The 15,320-nt window shown below is 69.3% G+C and carries 18 protein-coding genes; 9 read left to right on the top strand and 9 right to left on the bottom strand.

What is annotated here, in order from left to right:
- Positions 1–8: 8 nt before the first annotated feature.
- The 3 genes from ACV530_RS12980 to ACV530_RS12970 are packed head-to-tail and all read right to left on the bottom strand — an operon-like array spanning position 9 to position 1,540.
- On the bottom strand, positions 9–866 hold the full coding sequence (locus tag ACV530_RS12980) for a helix-turn-helix domain-containing protein (protein WP_494332535.1): 858 nt from the start codon (positions 864–866) through the stop codon (positions 9–11).
- Complete coding sequence (locus ACV530_RS12975) at positions 850–1,359, bottom strand: DUF6879 family protein (protein ID WP_494332534.1); 510 nt, start codon at positions 1,357–1,359, stop codon at positions 850–852. The genes ACV530_RS12980 and ACV530_RS12975 overlap by 17 nt, the downstream gene beginning before the upstream one ends.
- A complete protein-coding gene (locus tag ACV530_RS12970; protein WP_494332533.1) occupies positions 1,343–1,540 on the bottom strand; it encodes a hypothetical protein in 198 nt (65 codons plus the stop codon). The genes ACV530_RS12975 and ACV530_RS12970 overlap by 17 nt, the downstream gene beginning before the upstream one ends.
- A gap of 415 nt (positions 1,541–1,955) precedes the next feature.
- Between ACV530_RS12970 and ACV530_RS12965 the strand changes: the two genes are divergently transcribed.
- From ACV530_RS12965 to ACV530_RS12945, 5 genes are all read left to right on the top strand, one after another.
- The gene (locus ACV530_RS12965; protein ID WP_494332532.1) at positions 1,956–2,786 is read left to right on the top strand and encodes a hypothetical protein; all 831 of its coding nucleotides are present in this window, start codon (positions 1,956–1,958) and stop codon (positions 2,784–2,786) included.
- Between the two features lie 100 nt (positions 2,787–2,886).
- Positions 2,887–4,311 carry a condensation domain-containing protein gene (locus tag ACV530_RS12960; RefSeq protein WP_494332531.1) on the top strand — a complete coding sequence of 475 codons (1,425 nt, stop codon included), beginning with the start codon at positions 2,887–2,889 and terminating at the stop codon, positions 4,309–4,311.
- The gene (locus ACV530_RS12955) at positions 4,308–4,568 is read left to right on the top strand and encodes an acyl carrier protein (protein ID WP_494332530.1); all 261 of its coding nucleotides are present in this window, start codon (positions 4,308–4,310) and stop codon (positions 4,566–4,568) included. The genes ACV530_RS12960 and ACV530_RS12955 overlap by 4 nt, the downstream gene beginning before the upstream one ends.
- Positions 4,565–5,791 carry a beta-ketoacyl-[acyl-carrier-protein] synthase family protein gene (locus ACV530_RS12950; protein ID WP_494332529.1) on the top strand — a complete coding sequence of 409 codons (1,227 nt, stop codon included), beginning with the start codon at positions 4,565–4,567 and terminating at the stop codon, positions 5,789–5,791. Before ACV530_RS12955 ends, ACV530_RS12950 begins: the two co-directional genes overlap by 4 nt.
- A 37-nt stretch (positions 5,792–5,828) precedes the next feature.
- Positions 5,829–6,041: a DUF4287 domain-containing protein gene (locus ACV530_RS12945; protein ID WP_494332528.1), complete on the top strand. Its 213-nt coding sequence runs from the start codon at positions 5,829–5,831 to the stop codon at positions 6,039–6,041.
- 18 nt (positions 6,042–6,059) lie between these two features.
- Here ACV530_RS12945 and ACV530_RS12940 read toward each other — a convergent pair whose 3' ends face one another.
- Genes ACV530_RS12940 through ACV530_RS12930 form a run of 3 tightly spaced genes read right to left on the bottom strand, consistent with a single transcriptional unit; the run spans position 6,060 to position 8,452 of the window.
- Entirely contained in the window at positions 6,060–7,073 is a 1,014-nt protein-coding gene (locus ACV530_RS12940; protein WP_494332527.1) for an ABC transporter permease, read from the bottom strand.
- A gap of 27 nt (positions 7,074–7,100) precedes the next feature.
- Positions 7,101–7,367: a protealysin inhibitor emfourin gene (locus ACV530_RS12935; protein WP_494332526.1), complete on the bottom strand. Its 267-nt coding sequence runs from the start codon at positions 7,365–7,367 to the stop codon at positions 7,101–7,103.
- Positions 7,368–7,396: 29 nt separating this feature from the next.
- Positions 7,397–8,452, bottom strand: coding sequence for a M4 family metallopeptidase (locus ACV530_RS12930; protein ID WP_494332525.1), 1,056 nt, complete (start codon positions 8,450–8,452; stop codon positions 7,397–7,399).
- 302 nt (positions 8,453–8,754) lie between these two features.
- Between ACV530_RS12930 and leuA the strand changes: the two genes are divergently transcribed.
- The 4 genes from leuA (at position 8,755) to ACV530_RS12910 (ending at position 13,099) form a co-directional block, all read left to right on the top strand.
- Entirely contained in the window at positions 8,755–10,524 is a 1,770-nt protein-coding gene (gene leuA / locus ACV530_RS12925) for a 2-isopropylmalate synthase (protein ID WP_494332524.1), read from the top strand.
- Positions 10,525–10,722: 198 nt separating this feature from the next.
- Entirely contained in the window at positions 10,723–11,445 is a 723-nt protein-coding gene (locus ACV530_RS12920) for a tellurite resistance TerB family protein (RefSeq protein ID WP_494332616.1), read from the top strand.
- 48 nt (positions 11,446–11,493) lie between these two features.
- Positions 11,494–12,240: a DNA repair protein RecO gene (recO, locus tag ACV530_RS12915; protein ID WP_494332523.1), complete on the top strand. Its 747-nt coding sequence runs from the start codon at positions 11,494–11,496 to the stop codon at positions 12,238–12,240.
- A 37-nt stretch (positions 12,241–12,277) separates the two neighbouring features.
- Complete coding sequence (locus tag ACV530_RS12910; RefSeq protein ID WP_494332522.1) at positions 12,278–13,099, top strand: isoprenyl transferase; 822 nt, start codon at positions 12,278–12,280, stop codon at positions 13,097–13,099.
- 77 nt (positions 13,100–13,176) lie between these two features.
- Here ACV530_RS12910 and ACV530_RS12905 read toward each other — a convergent pair whose 3' ends face one another.
- From ACV530_RS12905 to ACV530_RS12895, 3 genes are all read right to left on the bottom strand, one after another.
- Entirely contained in the window at positions 13,177–13,587 is a 411-nt protein-coding gene (locus ACV530_RS12905; protein ID WP_494332521.1) for a Fur family transcriptional regulator, read from the bottom strand.
- A 78-nt stretch (positions 13,588–13,665) separates the two neighbouring features.
- Entirely contained in the window at positions 13,666–14,532 is an 867-nt protein-coding gene (locus ACV530_RS12900; protein ID WP_494332520.1) for a metal ABC transporter permease, read from the bottom strand.
- Complete coding sequence (locus ACV530_RS12895; protein WP_494332615.1) at positions 14,532–15,299, bottom strand: metal ABC transporter ATP-binding protein; 768 nt, start codon at positions 15,297–15,299, stop codon at positions 14,532–14,534. The genes ACV530_RS12900 and ACV530_RS12895 overlap by 1 nt, the downstream gene beginning before the upstream one ends.
- Between the last annotated feature and the right edge of the window lie 21 nt (positions 15,300–15,320).

Here is a 15,320-nt window from a genome sequence, read left to right as displayed (position 1 = left end):
GGGAATCGTTAGTCACGCAGACGCATAAATTCCCCGGCGATGCCCCGGAGGAAGGCTGTTGCTTCAGCCCCTCGCAGAGAATGCTCCAGGAACAGGTCAAAAAGATTCAGGTGGTGTGAGATGTCCCGCGGATCACGCAAGATCACTTCGCCGGAAAACAGTTCGACCGTCACCAGTCGGTCATCGTAGATGACGAAGACGTTCAGTGGTGAGGCAGGAATTGGGTCAGCCTGGGGAATGACCGCGAGCTCTACGTTTGGTTTCAATGACACGTCCGCCATGTGTGCGCACTGTGCCGCCATGGCCTCGGTGGATGCCCGACGCCACCTGACGGCCTGTTCGGTGAGCAGGAAGGTGAAGCTGCGATCCTCGTCGTCGAGGACCGCTTGGCGGTCTATGCGTGCTTGCACAGCACGTCCGACGTCGCGGGAGGGGTCGCTGCCCACAGTCTTGGAGAGCGTCTGTTCCGCGTACTGGCGGACGTGCAGGAGCCCGGTTGGGATGGCAGGGAGAAAATACCGCATCACTCGCGATGAGGATTCCAGTGCATGCAGCTCGGCTTGTTTTCGGTAGAGCCCAACTCGGGCGTAGGTGCGCCAGGATGCGTAATCAACGTTCGCCCTGCGGGTCAGGGCAAGGAGCTCAGCGGCGGCCGTCTCGGGAACTTCCAGAGCTGCCAGAATGCGCTCGACATCGATTACCGTCGGCAGAGCCCGTCCGGTTTCGATTCGACTGATCTTCGTTTGGCTCATGTTGCAGCGAACGGCCAAACGTTCACCGCTCAATCCAGCGGCTCGGCGGAGGTCCCGTAGGGCCTCCGCCAAGTCCTTGCGCTCTCGCGCTTGGTTCTCAGGCTCGATAGCCACTAAATGGAACAGAATTCTCGATGGCCCGGTCGCGCCAGGTGAGGTACTTACCGATGTCCGGGGAATCGATCAGTTCGCGGTTGATCTGTGTCCCGTCCGGCCGGTAGTTGAGGTGAACGACGGTGGTTTCGTCGAACATCCAGAAGTCCTGGATGGGGAGGTCGACGTCTCGGTCCGTGAGGTCCAAGACGCGAATGTTCTCCCCGGCTGCAACATTGCCGGGAACGCCCCATGCGAACCCGTACCGTTGGTAGTCCGTGAGCGGCTGCCTCACGACTCGCACCCGGCCGATCGTCTTCCCGCCCTTGAGCGCCGCCCGGATGGTCTCGTGCCACTTCGCGTTGTGGCCGACGGGCTTCGGTTCACCGCGCAGGAACCGGGCGAAGCTTTCGGCCTCTGCGGGCATGGTGTACGTCGGCTGCATCTCCAGCCGCCAAGCCGACCGCTTGAAGTCGCGGAAGCAGGCGGCCCAGTCATCACCATCCAAGAGCACGTACGGCCTCCTTCAGTACTTTCTCCGGGATTTCCACCACTGACTCGCCGGTGGGCGTCTCATGGTCCACGTCGTAGCCCTGGACAGCGATGGTGCCCCGATCGGTGGTGAAGACGGTAGGACAGTCTCCGGCGTCGCAGTCGCCGTTGCCCGAGCCTCCGGCAATCATGGTCAGCTTCACGCGATCCCCTCCCGTAGCGATGTCAGAACGCTACGGAGAGCAACGCTGCGCGGCAAGAGCGACCGGGCTGTCAGTCACGTTCTCGCATAGACGCGTTGGCATTGGCCCGAAGCTCGGGTCGGGGCGTCAACTCGCCTCCTGGCGGCCACACCTGGGCGTTCGTGGACCCGTGCCGCCCGGCGCCCGTGCTTCGGGTTTCGGGGGTCGGGATTCGAGCCCTGTTTCCAAGGAATGGTTTGTTGGGTTTGAACCCACCCATCCGCCCAACTCCCGTGTGCACACGGACGGATGACATTTCGCGAATGCGGCGTCGGCGCCCGCCATCGCCATGTAGCGTGCGGCACAAGCAAACGGCCCCCGACCGGTGTGCTACCACCAACCGAGGGCCTGACCATCAAGATCCAAGGACGATCTCATGGCTGTCGCTCACCTTATCGCTGCTCCCCCTATGGCCGCGCCCGGTTACGGCAAGCGCTCCGTACCAGATCAAGCCCCGCGTACCGCGCGCGACTTCGCACACCTGCCCGCCCGCGAGGCCGCCATCGCCGCGCACATCGACCGGCTCCCCGACGGCGCCGCCATGGACGCCAAGACGCTCGCCAAGGAGATCGCCGCTTATGGGCAGCAGGCCATCCGCACCGCCCTCAACAACCTCTCCGAGGCCGGGCACCTCCGCCGCGTCCGCGAGACCACCGGCACCCAGTGGGTCACCCGCAGCTACTTCAGCCGGACCGCCCGCGACAACGACTGGTGGGCGGCCGTCCTCGCGGGAGACGTCCCGCAGCAGGAGGAGCAGCAGCCACAGCCCGGCCGCTCGGTCGCGTACACCGCCCTCGCCGCGCTCGGCCGAACCAGCCCCCGCGTCGCGCTCTCCGCAGCCGAGTGTGAAGCTCTCGAGCCGCTCGCCGCGCAATGGTTCCAACGGGGCGTCACCCCGCAGGAGTTCGCCCGCATCCTCACCACCGGGCTGCCCGCCGAGTCCATCCACTGCCCTGGCGCGTTCATTCGCCGACGCCTCAACGACAAAATGCCGCCCGAAGCGGTGGAAGCGCCCACATCCCGCCTCATGGAATGCACCAACTGCGGCGACCCCGGCCCAGCCCAGGCCCTCCCCGGCGGTCTCTGCCGCCCCTGCCGCGGCGAACGGCAGCCCGCCGACCCCGAACTCATCGACACCTACGTCCACCACCGCGTCGAAGCACTCCGCGCCGTGGTCAGGGACCGGCCCCGCATCTCCCGACGGTGACGATGGCGGCGTCATCGCTCCAGGGCCCGGATCACCAGTTCGTGTACAAGATTGAACAGGGCGTCGCAAACCGGGACATGATCGGGCAAGGTAGGTGGCGATGCTGCTGACAACGCTATCCGAGTACCACGTCCGCCCCGGAAGGCTCAGGGAGTGGACGCTGGACGCAGCGCCCTTCCGGGAGGCGGCGCAGTCGGCCGGAAGCGGCGGACAGGTGTCGTACAACCAGGAATGGCACCTGAGGTTTGCCTCGAAGACTGCTGCACAGGGCGCCGGAATCCCGATGTGGATGGGGTTCGCGTTCGATATCCCGGAGCCTTTGGACGCCGAGGCGTTCCGCGAGACGCTGCGGGTGTGGGCCGTACGGCATGAGACGTTGCGCAGCGGCTTCCGTGGGACGGACGCGGGATCGGAGCGCATCACCATCGGTCCCGACGCGGTGTCCGTGAACGACGCGGTACTCGGGGACCTCGTGGATGGCGAGGGCCTCAGCAGCTACCTCGAGGGGCGTCTCGACGACGCAACGAGTGTGTACCGCTGGCCCAGTTACGTGGTGGAGACCGTGGAGCGTCCGCATTCCACCACGGTCGTCGTCGCGATGGACCACGCGCACACCGACGGCTTCTCGGCCATGACGGCCGTCGGGGAGTGGCAGGAGCTGTACGCGGCCGTCGCCGCGGGGCGGCCGGTCACACACGACCACGTCGGCAGCTACGTGACCTTCGGCGCCGAGGAGCGCGCCGCCGCCGAGCGGATGGGTGTCGATCATCCGGCCGTTGAGTGCTGGGGGCGGTTCATCGAGGCGGGCGGCGAGCGGCTGCTGCGGTTTCCGCTTGACCTCGGTGTTGCGGACGGTGAGCTGCTGCCGCACGCCAAGCTGGACGTGCAACTGCTGGACGCGTTCGGCGCGGAGGCGGTCGAGGGCGTCTGCCACGAGGCGGGAGGCGGGTTCCTCGCCGGTCTGCTCGTGGCCCTGGCGATGGTCACTCGCCAGATCACGGGGGATCCGGTCTACCGGACGGTGATGCCCGCGCAGACCCGCACGCGGCCCGAGTGGCTGCACTCGATGGGGTGGTACGTCGGAGTGGGCCCAGTCGAGATTGACCTCAGCACGGCGGAAACGTTCCGGGAGGCGGTACGGACTGCGCACGGTGCCGCGAGAGCGGCAATGCGCATCGGGCGTGAGCCGATTGCGAGGATTGCGGAACTGCTCGGGAAGACGGAGGAGTTCGAGCGGCGGATGCCGGAGGTGTTCCCGTTCGTCTCGTACATCGACATGCGGGTCATTCCGGGGACACAGCGGTGGGCGGAGTGGAACGCCCTGACCCTGGCCCGGATGAAGACCCGCGGGAGCAAGGTCAACCTCTGGGTCCACCGCACCCGGGAGGGCGTGTGGCTGACCGCACGCCATCCCGGTACCGGAGTGGCCTGCGCCGCCGTCGCCGGCTTCGTCGACCGTGTGCGGGAGGTGCTCCACGGCGTGGCGAAGACCGGTGACTACAGCACAACTGGAGGGACGGTATGACTTCTGCGCGTGAGACGGTGGAAGCCGTCTTGACCGGCAAGTTCCAGGTGGAACCGGGGGAGTTGAAGCCCGAGGCGGCCCTGGTGTCCCTGGACCTGGATTCGCTGGCCGTGGTCGAGCTGCTGTACACCCTGGACCGGGAGCTGGGGATCAGGATCGGAGAGGACGAGGTGACCCAGCGGCACACGCTCGCGCAACTGGTGGCCGTGGTGGAGGCGAAGCTCGCGCAGCGGTGGTCCGCCGGGGCATTGCAGTGACCCGTGCCGAGGTCATGGTGACCGGGATCGGCATGGTCACGCCGGCCGGCGTCGGCGTGGAGGCCACGTGGCGGGGCGTGTCGGAGGGGGCGTTGACCGCCTCGACCGACCCGGGGCTTGCCGGTCTGCCGGTGGACTTCTCCTGCCGTGTGCCTGACTTCCGGCCCGAGCCGTATCTCGGGCGTCGTGCCTTGTGGCGCACGGACCGCTGCTCGCAGTTGGCCGTGGCCGCGGCGCAGGAGGGGGTCCGTGATGCGGGGCTCGACCCCGGATCCTGGGACGGTGCCAGGGTGGCCGTCGTCATCGGCACCGCCTTCGGCGGTCAGCAGGCGTGCGAGGACGAGCACCGCAATCTGCTTCGGGACGGCCCCGAGGCCGTCGCCCCCGCACTGGTGACGAAGACGCTCCCCAACATGCCCGCCGCCGAGGTGTCCATGGCCCTCCAGGCACGAGGGGTGAGCCTGGGGCTGTCCGCGGCCTGTGCCACGGGGGCCAACGCCGTTGCGCTGGGCCGGGATCTGCTGGCGTCCGGTTCCTGTGATGTGGCGGTCGTCGGTGGTGCCGATGCGGCCGTCACTCCGCTGCTGGCCGCGGCCTTCCACAACCTCGGCACGCTGTCGGTGCGCCGTGACGACCCGGCCGCCGCCTCCCGGCCGTTCGACGCCGGCCGCGACGGCTTCGTGCTGGGTGAGGGTGCGGGCGTACTGGTCCTGGAGCGTGCGGACGACGCGCGGCGGCGTGGTGCCGTACCGCGTGCGGTCCTGGCCGGCTGCGGGTCCACCAACGACGCGTACCGCGCCACTGCTCCGCACCCCGAACACCTCGGCGGCGAGGCCGCGTTGCGCGCGGCGCTCGGTGAGGCCGGCGCGACGGCCTCGGAGGTGGATCACGTCAACGCGCACGGCACCGCGACGAGGGTCAACGACGCCGTCGAGGGGCTCCTGCTCGCCCGGGTCTTTCCGCACGGGCCCAGCGTGACCTCGGCCAAGGGTGCGCTGGGCCACTGCCTGGGAGCGAGCGGGGCCGTTGAGGCGGGGCTCACCGTGCTGACGCTCCAGCGGCAGCTGGTTCCGCCGACGGCCAACCTCGAGGCGCTCGATCCGGACATCGACCTGGACGTGGTGTCCAAGGCCGCACGTGAGCAGTGCGTCGACCTCGCGGTGAGCACCGCATTCGGTTTCGGCGGGCACAACGCGGTCCTGGCCTTCCGGCGTTGCCCGTAGCGGCCGCGTTGTCAGTGGTGGGTGCCAGACTGCGGGCATGACTGAAACCGTGAAGGGCCCCGCCAGTTACTTCCCGTCGATCGAGAAGAAGTACGGTCGGCCGATAGCCGAGTGGAAGGACCTCATCCGTGGTTCGTCCCTGACCAAGCACATGGAGCTGGTCGGCTGGCTCAAGGCCGAACACGGTGTGGGGCACGGTCACGCCAACGCACTTGTCGCTCACACCCTCGCGGAGGCCGCCGGTAAGTAGGAGGCCTCAAGTCGGTGATCAGCGCAGGACCTCACGGCCGCCCGGGTGGCGGTGGCGCCAGACCCAGAAGACCGTGGTCGATACCGCCGCCCACACCGCCAGCACGGCGAACGGGAAGACGTGCTGATATCCGTGGAAGTACACGGCGGTGTGCTGGGCGTTGACCGAGGCTCCCGGCGGCAGCCACTTGCCGATCACGCCCAGCGGCGAGGGCAGCAGGGGCCAGGAGACGGCCCCGCCGGAGGAGGGGTTGCCGAGCAGCACCATCAGCCCCCAGGTCGGCAGCATCGCCCACCGGCCGAAGAGGGTGCTGAACATGCTGAAGACCATGCCCGTGGTGAACATCGTCAGCGCCAGGATGAACCAGGACTCGGGGAACGGCAGCCGCAGTGCGCCCAGCCCCCAGTCGACGATGGCGACGATGGCGAAGCCGCCCAGCAGCGCGTAGGCAACGGTGAAAGCGATCCGTTCCGCCGGGTTGAGGTCACGGGCGTTGACGTTCAGCTGTACGGCGCCGACGAAGCCGACGATCACGGCGGCGAGAGAGATGTAGAAGATCGCCAGACCGCGTGGGTCGGCCTTCTGCAGGGGGTTGATGTCACGTACGGTGACCGGCGCGCCGACCGACTGGCCCACGCGCGGGGCGGTCTCGGCCAGCAGCTGGGCGACGGTGGCGCCGGAGGCCCCCGACACGTCCAGGGCGGCACCATCGGGAAGCGGTCTGAGGATGGCGAAGACCTTCTGCTCCGCCACCGCCTCCCGGGCCGCTCCGTAAGTGCCGTAGTGGCGCAGTTCGAGCGAGGTGTCCAGGGCCTTTTCCATCCCCCGGACGAACTCCACGCGCTTGACCTGCGACGCGGGGACGCCGACGACGGCGGTGGGGATGCGATGCGGGGTCGGATTGGCCATCGCGTAGGTGTAGGAACCGGCGAAGAGCCCGGCCGCGGCGGCGATGATGACGACGAGGACGGTGGCGGGCAGAAACGGCGAGGCCCGGAACCTGGACCAGCGGCTCTGGCGCTCTGTACCCATATGGGCACTTTAAGTCGCAATGGCGTCCTACGCCCCTTCGCGCAGCACCGCCCGGATCAACTCCCGCTGGTCTTCGGTGAGATGCGGGTCCGCAAGGGTGACCTTGCGGTTGTCGACCGTGATCTCGTAGTGGAAGCCGTCGGGGACACCCCGGACGGGGGAGTCGCGGCCCGGGGCCAGGGCACGGTGGGCCAGGGCCTCGAGGTGTTTGGCGTCGGGCCGGCCGGACGTGTCCAGCTCGGCCCGACGCTCGATGCCGGCGAAGCCGCCGGTACGAGTGATGACGATCCGCATGCCGCCATTGTTGCCCGGTACGGGCCGGGTTACGAGGTGGGGACCCCCACCTGGGACCAGGCCTTGAGCACCGCCTGGGTCTCGTCGCCGTCGCCGAACAGGCTCCGGGCCGTGGCTGCGGTCAGCCGCGCGAACGTGGCGAAGTCGGCGTCGGAGGCCAGCTCGCCGCCGGTCAGGGTCGCGTACCAGATCTTGCCCGCGCGTTCCCACGCATGGCCGCCGAGGGCGGCGGCGACGAGATAGAAGGCATGGTTGGGGATGCCGGAGTTGATGTGGACACCGCCGTTGTCGCGGGGGGTGTTCACGTAGTCGTCCATGGTGGCGGGCTGGGGGTCCTTGCCCAGCTGGGGGTCGTCGTAGGCCGTGCCGGGGGCCTTCATGGAGCGCAGGGCCGTGCCGTGGATCGTGGGGCCCAGCAGGCCCGCACCGATCAGCCAGTCGGCCTGTTCGGTGGTCTGGCCGAGGGAGTACTGCTTGATCAGTGAGCCGAAGACATCCGAAATCGACTCGTTGAGGGCGCCGGACTGGCCGTAGTAGTCGAGGTTGGCCGTGTACTGGGTGACCCCGTGGGTCAGTTCGTGGCCGATGACGTCGATGCAGTTGGTGAAGTCGAGGAAGATGTTGCCGTCCCCGTCGCCGAACACCATCTGCTCGCCGTTCCAGAAGGCGTTGTCATAGTCCTGGCCGAAATGGACGCTGGCGTTGAGCGGCAGGCCGACGCCGTCGATGGAGTGGCGTCCGTAGACCTTGAGGTAGAAGTCGAAAGTGGCACCGAGGGCGGCGTAGGCGCGGTTGGCCGTGGCGTCCTTGCCGGGGCCGGCGCCCTCGGCGTGGATCTCGTGGCCGGGCAGGTCCTGCTGGTGCCCGGCGTCGTAGATGGTGCGGTTCGGATGGTCGGAGGCGGCGGCGGTGGTCGTAGCCTGCCCGGCGAGGGTGGTGATGTGGCGCCGGGCGCGGTGGAGGGCATCGTGCTCGAGGGTGCGGCGCGCGGGTTCGTACACCGCGGGGTCCTCGGCCAGCGCGAGCGCTTCGAGGATGTGCGGGGGGATGATCGTGCGGAATACCGGTTCAGCCGATGCGTTCATGGCCAGCAATGTGGCACTGGGTAGCGAAACTGTCACTCCTTTGTGCGGTGATTAATGAAATCGAGTGGTTGATCTCCATTTGGGTGGCGAAGGTTCCGCATCCCGCATGCTGATACGGGGCGGCGCGAGTGCACGGGTGTCGGTTACGGTGCTGCGCATCATGCGTTTCGGGCTGCTTCTTCTTAGCTGCCGCGGCGAGGGTCTGTAGTCGTAGGCCGACCCCCTCCCCGCGGAGTCCGGTGCTGCCCCCCGAGCGCACCCTCGTCGGCCTCCCCAGCGGACCCCCGAGGAGCCCTGCGCAGATGCCCGAGATTTCCGATTCCGTCGGCCGCCCCACTCCGGTCACCGCCGCCACCGTCACCCAGCGCTCGTCCGGGATGCCGGTGCACAAGTACCGCCCGTACGAGGCCGTGGACCTGCCGGACCGTACGTGGCCGGAGCAGCGCCTCACCGCCGCGCCGCGTTGGCTGTCGACCGATCTGCGGGACGGTAACCAGGCGCTGATCGATCCGATGTCCCCGGCCCGTAAGCGGGAGATGTTCGATCTGCTGGTGCGCATGGGCTACAAGGAGATCGAGGTCGGTTTTCCGTCGTCGGGTGCGACGGACTACGACTTCGTGCGGTCGATCATCGAAGAGGGGGCGGTCCCCGAGGATGTGACGATCTCCGTGCTGACCCAGGCGCGCGAGGAACTGATCGAGCGGACGGTGGAGTCCCTGCGCGGGGCGCACCGGGCGACGGTGCATCTGTACAACGCGACGGCGCCGGTCTTCCGGCGGGTGGTCTTCCGCGGCTCGCGGGAGCAGGTGAAGCAGATCGCGGTGGACGGCACCCGGCTGGTGATGGAGTACGCGGACAAGATCCTCGGCAACGAGACGGTGTTCGGCTATCAGTACAGCCCGGAGATCTTCACCGACACCGAGCTGGACTTCGCCCTCGAGGTCTGCGAGGGCGTCATGGACGTCTGGCAGCCGGAACCCGGCCGCGAGATCATCCTCAACCTGCCCGCGACCGTCGAGCGGTCGGCGCCTTCCACGCACGCCGACCGGTTCGAGTGGATGTCGCGTCACCTGTCCCGGCGCGAGCACATCTGTCTGTCCGTCCACCCGCACAACGACCGCGGCACGGCCGTGGCTGCCGCCGAGCTGGCGATCATGGCCGGGGCGGACCGGATCGAGGGCTGTCTGTTCGGGCAGGGCGAGCGCACGGGCAATGTCGACCTGGTGACGCTGGGCATGAACCTGTTCTCGCAAGGCGTCGACCCGCAGATCGACTTCTCGCAGATCGACGAGGTCCGGCGTACCGCCGAGTACTGCAACCAGATGGAGGTCCACCCGCGCCACCCCTACGCGGGCGACCTGGTCTACACCGCCTTCTCCGGCTCCCACCAGGACGCCATCAAGAAGGGCTTCGAGGTCATGGAGGCCGACGCGGCCGCGGCCGGGAAGAGCGTGGACGACATCGAGTGGGCGGTGCCGTACCTGCCGATCGACCCGAAGGACGTCGGACGGTCCTACGAGGCCGTCATCCGCGTCAACTCCCAGTCCGGCAAGGGCGGCATCGCGTACGTCCTGAAGAACGACCACAAGCTCGAGCTGCCGCGCCGCATGCAGATCGAGTTCTCCCGCATCATCCAGACCCGGACGGACGCGGAGGGCGGCGAGGTCACGCCGCAGGAGATCTGGGCGATCTTCCGCGACGAGTACCTGCCCGTCGACGACCGTCCCTGGGGGCGGATCGCGCTCCGCTCGGCCCAGACGACGACGGCCGGGCAGGGTACCGACGCGCTCACCGTCGAGGCGGTCATGGACGGTGCCGAGATCGTCCTGCAGGGTGTCGGCAACGGTCCGATCTCCGCGTTCTTCGACGCGCTGGCCGCGGTCGGCGTCGACGCCCGGCTGCTCGACTACACCGAGCACACGATGAGCGAGGGCGCCAGCGCCCAGGCCGCCTCGTACATCGAGTGTGTGATCGACGGCAAGGTGCTGTGGGGCATCGGTATCGACCCCAACACGACGCGCGCCTCGCTGAAGGCCGTCGTGTCCGCGGTGAATCGGGCCTATCGGGACTGACGCCCTTGTTTTTCAGGGCAGTTGTGGGTCTGCTGTCAATGGCACGCCGCCGAAACCACCGTATCCGGTGGGGCCGGTGGCGTGTCCGGACCGAGCCCCGCCCCACTCCGTGCGCGGGGTACTGACGCCACATCAACGATGTGGCTAACATCACGTCAACGCGGCGACCAGGCCGTGGCGTTATGGAGGTGCCCGGTGATGCACGCGCAAGGCCGACAACGCCCCGACCGATGTGTGCTGGGCGTACGCACCGTATGGCGTACCGTCGGCGACGGTGAGTTCTTCTGCCCCGGCTGCGGCGGCGACCGCAATTACCACCGCCGTACGGGCCGCCGCCGTCTCGTCGCCTTCGGAGTGCCGCTGCTGCCGCGCGGGCAGGCCGGGCCGGTCGTCGAGTGCACGGCCTGCCGTACGCGGTACGCCATGGACGCCCTCGACCACCCCACCACCACCCGTTTCTCCGCGATGCTGCGGGACGCGGTGCACACCGTGGCGCTCGCGGTGCTCGCCGCGGGCGGCACCGAGGCGCGCACGGTGCGCAGGGCCGCGGTCGGCGCGGTGCGGGCGGCGGGCTTCGCGGACTGCAGCGAGGAGCAGCTCGTCACGCTGATCGAGGCGCTCGCCGCGGACACGGGGCGGCTGCCCGGGGCGTACGCCTCACCGACAGGGCCGGTGCGGGACGGGTTCGACCCCTGCGGGACGGCGCTGGCGATCGAGCTGCACGAGGCACTGGAACCGCTGGCCCCGCATCTCGTGGCGGCGGGACGTGAATCGATCCTGCTGCAGGGGGCGCGGATCGCGCTCGCGGACGGGCCGTACCGGCCGGCGGAGCGGGAGGTGCTGGCCACGGTGGGGCGGGCGCTGCTGATCTGCCCGGAGGACACGGAGCGGTTGCTGGCGGCGGCGCGCACGCCGTCGTAGGGGCAGGGCGGGGGAGGGGACCCCGTCCCGTGCGGGACAATGACCCCCATGAGTCTGTTCCGCGACGACGGCATCGTGCTGCGTACCCAGAAGCTGGGTGAAGCGGACCGCATCATCACTCTGCTCACCCGTGGGCACGGGCGGGTGCGGGCCGTGGCGCGCGGGGTACGGCGGACCAAGTCGAAGTTCGGGGCGCGGCTCGAGCCGTTCTCGCACGTCGACGTGCAGTTCTTCGCGCGCGGCAGCGAGCTCGTCGGCCGCGGTCTGCCGCTGTGCACGCAGACGGAGACCATCGCCGCGTACGGCGGCGGCATCGTCACCGACTACGCCCGCTACACCGCGGGCACCGCCATGCTCGAGACCGCCGAGCGGTTCACCGACCACGAGGGCGAACCGGCCGTGCAGCAGTACCTGCTGCTCGTCGGCGGCCTGCGGACGCTCGCCGCGGGGGAGCACGCCCCGCACCTGATCCTGGACGCGTTCCTGCTGCGCTCGCTGGCCGTCAACGGCTACGCGCCCAGCTTCGACGCGTGCGCACGCTGCGGCATGCCCGGGCCGAACCGGTTCTTCTCGACCGCCGCGGGCGGCGTGGTGTGCGGGGAGTGCCGGGTGCCCGGAAGCGTCGTACCCTCCTCGGAGTCGATCGGGCTCCTCGGCGCGCTGCTGACCGGGGACTGGGCGACGGCGGACGCGTGCGAGGCACGGCACGCCAGGGAGGGCAGCGGCCTGGTCGCCGCGTATCTGCACTGGCACCTGGAGCGGGGGCTGCGCTCCCTCCGCTACGTCGAGAACTAGTCGAGAACTAGAGAGATCACTAGGAGAAGTGGCACCCATGGCACGACGCGGGATTCTGGGCCGTTCCCGACGCGAGTACCGCACCCCCGACCCGCACCCGTCCGGAGCGCGGCCGCCGAAGATCCCCGGCGAGCTGGTCCCGAACCATGTGGCGGTCGTCATGGACGGCAACGGCCGCTGGGCCAAGCAGCGCGGCCTGCCGCGCACCGAGGGCCACAAGGTCGGCGAGGGTGTCGTCCTGGACGTCCTCAAGGGCTGCCTGGAGATGGGGGTGAAGAACCTCTCCCTGTACGCCTTCTCGACCGAGAACTGGCGGCGCTCCCCGGAAGAGGTGCGCTTCCTGATGAACTTCAACCGCGACGTCATCCGCCGCCGCCGGGACGAGATGGACGAGCTCGGCATCCGCATCCGCTGGGTGGGCCGGATGCCCAAGATGTGGAAGTCCGTCGTCCAGGAGCTCCAGGTCGCCCAGGAGCAGACCAAGGACAACGACGCCATGACGCTGTACTTCTGCGTCAACTACGGCGGCCGTGCGGAGATCGCGGACGCGGCGGCGGCCATCGCCCGCGATGTCGCGGAAGGCCGGCTCGACCCGTCGAAGGTCAACGAGAAGACCTTCGCGAAGTACCTCTACTACCCGGACATGCCGGACGTGGACCTGTTCCTGCGCCCGTCCGGCGAGCAGCGCACCTCCAACTACCTGATCTGGCAGAGCGCTTACGCCGAGATGGTCTACCAGGACGTGCTGTGGCCGGACTTCGACCGCCGCGACCTGTGGCGGGCCTGCCTGGAGTACGCGCAGCGCGACCGCCGCTTCGGCGGGGCGATCCCGAACGAGGAGCCGGCGGCGCAGGCGTGAGCACGGCGCTGCCCCGCGTCTGATACGAGAACTGCCCCGGGCGCCAGGCCCGGGGCAGTTCTCGTATGTCAAGGGGGTCAGTTCTTGGCCGCGCAGTCCCCGCAGGTGCCGAAGATCTCGACGGTGTGGGCGATGTCCACGAAGCCGTGCTCCTGGGCGATCGCGTCGGCCCAGGTCTCCACGGCCGGGCCCTCGACCTCGACCGCCTTGCCGCACATCCGGCACACCAGGTGGTGGTGGTGCCCGCTGGAGCAGCGGCGGTAGACCGCCTCACCCTCGCTGGTGCGCAGCACGTCGACCTCGCCGGCGTCGGCGAGGGACTGCAGGGTGCGGTAGACGGTGGTCAGGCCGACGGAGTCGCCGCGGTGCCTGAGCATGTCGTGGAGCTCCTGCGCGCTGCGGAACTCGTCCACCTCGTCGAGAGCGGCCGCCACAGCGGCCCGCTGCTTGGTGGATCGGCCGCGTACCGGGGGACCGGCGGTCGCCACAGTTGCCTCCTCAAGCTCGGCTGAACACCCAACGCACTGGTACCGGGCCAATTGTGCCAGGCCCGGTACCGCGCCAGGTCACACCCGTACGTCGTCGGCCACCGTGCAGACCTCCTCGTCGACGGCCTTCCGGGCCCGTTTTCTCGCGAGCGGAGTGGCGAGCGCGGTCAGTACGACGAAGAGGCCGATCGCCAGCAGCACGATGGTCGCGCCCGGCGGGACGTCCACGTAGTAGGAGGTGGCGGTGCCGGACAGGGTCACCAGGACACCGATGGTCACCGACAGCGCCAGGGTGGTGGCGAAGCTGCGGGAGATCTGCTGCGAGGCGGCGACCGGGATCACCATGAGGGCGCTGACGAGCAGCAGGCCGACCACGCGCATGGCGACGGTGACGGTCACCGCGGCGGTGATCGCGACCAGCAGGTTCAGCAGCCGCACCGGGAGCCCGGTGACGCGCGCGAACTCCTCGTCCTGGCAGATGGCGAACAGCTGCCTGCGCAGGCCGAGCGTGGTCACGATCACGAAGGCGGCCAGCACGCAGATCGCGACGATGTCCTGCTGCGAGACCGTGGTCAGCGAGCCGAAGAGGTAGGTGACCAGGTTGGCGTTGGAGCCGCTCGACGAGAGGTTGATCAGCATCACGCCGCCGGCCATGCCGCCGTAGAAGAGCATCGCGAGGGCGATGTCCCCGCGTGCCTTGCCGTACGAGCGGATCAGCTCCATCACCACCGCGCCGACGACGCAGACCGCCGCGGCCACCCACACCGGGCTGGTGTTGAGGAGGAAGCCCAGGCCCACGCCGGTGAGGGCGACGTGCCCGATGCCGTCGCCCATCAGCGCCTGGTGGCGCTGGACCAGGTAGATGCCGATCGCCGGGGCGGTGATGCCGACGAGGAAAGCGGCGAGCAGTGCCCGCTGCATGAATGCGGCGTCGAGGATGTCCATCAGCTCAGCAGCCCTGTCCGGGTCGGTTGCGCAGCCGGGTCGGCGTGCGGGTGTACATGGTCGTGGCCGGGCAGGGCGTGCTGCCCCACGGCCTCGGGCGGCGGCCCGTCGTGGACGACGCAGCCGTCGCGCAGGACGACCGCGCGGTCGATGAGGGGCTCCAGCGGCCCCAGTTCGTGCAGGACGAGCAGCACGGTGGCGCCCCGGGCGACCTCGGCGCGCAGGGCGTTCGCGAGCACTTCCTGGCTGGCGAGGTCCACGCCGGCCATCGGCTCGTCCATGATCAGCAGTTCGGGTTCCACGGCCAGCGCGCGGGCGATGAGCACGCGCTGGTGCTGGCCGCCGGAGAGGGCGCCCACGGAGTCCTTGAGGCGGTCGGCCATGCCGACCAGCTCCAGGGCCTTGACCACGGCCTCCTTGTCGGCCTTGCGCACCGGGCCCAGCCGCGTACGCGCCAGCCGCCCGGCGGAGACCACCTCCCGCACCGTCGCCGGCACCCCGCCCGCGGCGGTGGTGCGCTGCGGTACGTACCCCACGCGCGACCAGTCGCGGAACCGGCGCCGGGGGGTGCCGAACAGCTCCAGCTCGCCGGCGGTCAGCGGGACCTGGCCGACGATGGCCCGTACGGCCGTGGACTTGCCCGAGCCGTTTGCGCCGAGCAGCGCGACGACCTCGCCGCGCCGTACGGACAGGTCGATGCCGCGCAGCACGGGCCGGGAGCCGAGCGAGGCCGTGGCACCCCGCATGGCTATGACGGGCTGCTCCATGGGTGCCTCCTGGGTGGCGGT

It is taken from the genome of Streptomyces sp. SX-6 (assembly GCF_059089585.1).
Note: the sequence above shows the minus strand (reverse complement) of the source record. Positions and strands in the feature narration are given on the sequence as shown.

Coding starts and splice junctions, on each gene's coding strand:
- ACV530_RS12965 (WP_494332532.1), top strand. CDS start 1,956: ATGGCTGTCGCTCACCTTATCGCTGCTCCCCCTATGGCCGCGCCCGGT.
- ACV530_RS12960 (WP_494332531.1), top strand. CDS start 2,887: ATGCTGCTGACAACGCTATCCGAGTACCACGTCCGCCCCGGAAGGCTC.
- ACV530_RS12955 (WP_494332530.1), top strand. CDS start 4,308: ATGACTTCTGCGCGTGAGACGGTGGAAGCCGTCTTGACCGGCAAGTTC.
- ACV530_RS12945 (WP_494332528.1), top strand. CDS start 5,829: ATGACTGAAACCGTGAAGGGCCCCGCCAGTTACTTCCCGTCGATCGAG.
- ACV530_RS12940 (WP_494332527.1), bottom strand. CDS start 7,073: ATGGGTACAGAGCGCCAGAGCCGCTGGTCCAGGTTCCGGGCCTCGCCG.
- ACV530_RS12935 (WP_494332526.1), bottom strand. CDS start 7,367: ATGCGGATCGTCATCACTCGTACCGGCGGCTTCGCCGGCATCGAGCGT.
- ACV530_RS12930 (WP_494332525.1), bottom strand. CDS start 8,452: ATGAACGCATCGGCTGAACCGGTATTCCGCACGATCATCCCCCCGCAC.
- leuA (WP_494332524.1), top strand. CDS start 8,755: ATGCCCGAGATTTCCGATTCCGTCGGCCGCCCCACTCCGGTCACCGCC.
- ACV530_RS12920 (WP_494332616.1), top strand. CDS start 10,723: ATGCACGCGCAAGGCCGACAACGCCCCGACCGATGTGTGCTGGGCGTA.
- recO (WP_494332523.1), top strand. CDS start 11,494: ATGAGTCTGTTCCGCGACGACGGCATCGTGCTGCGTACCCAGAAGCTG.
- ACV530_RS12910 (WP_494332522.1), top strand. CDS start 12,278: ATGGCACGACGCGGGATTCTGGGCCGTTCCCGACGCGAGTACCGCACC.
- ACV530_RS12900 (WP_494332520.1), bottom strand. CDS start 14,532: ATGGACATCCTCGACGCCGCATTCATGCAGCGGGCACTGCTCGCCGCT.
- ACV530_RS12895 (WP_494332615.1), bottom strand. CDS start 15,299: ATGGAGCAGCCCGTCATAGCCATGCGGGGTGCCACGGCCTCGCTCGGC.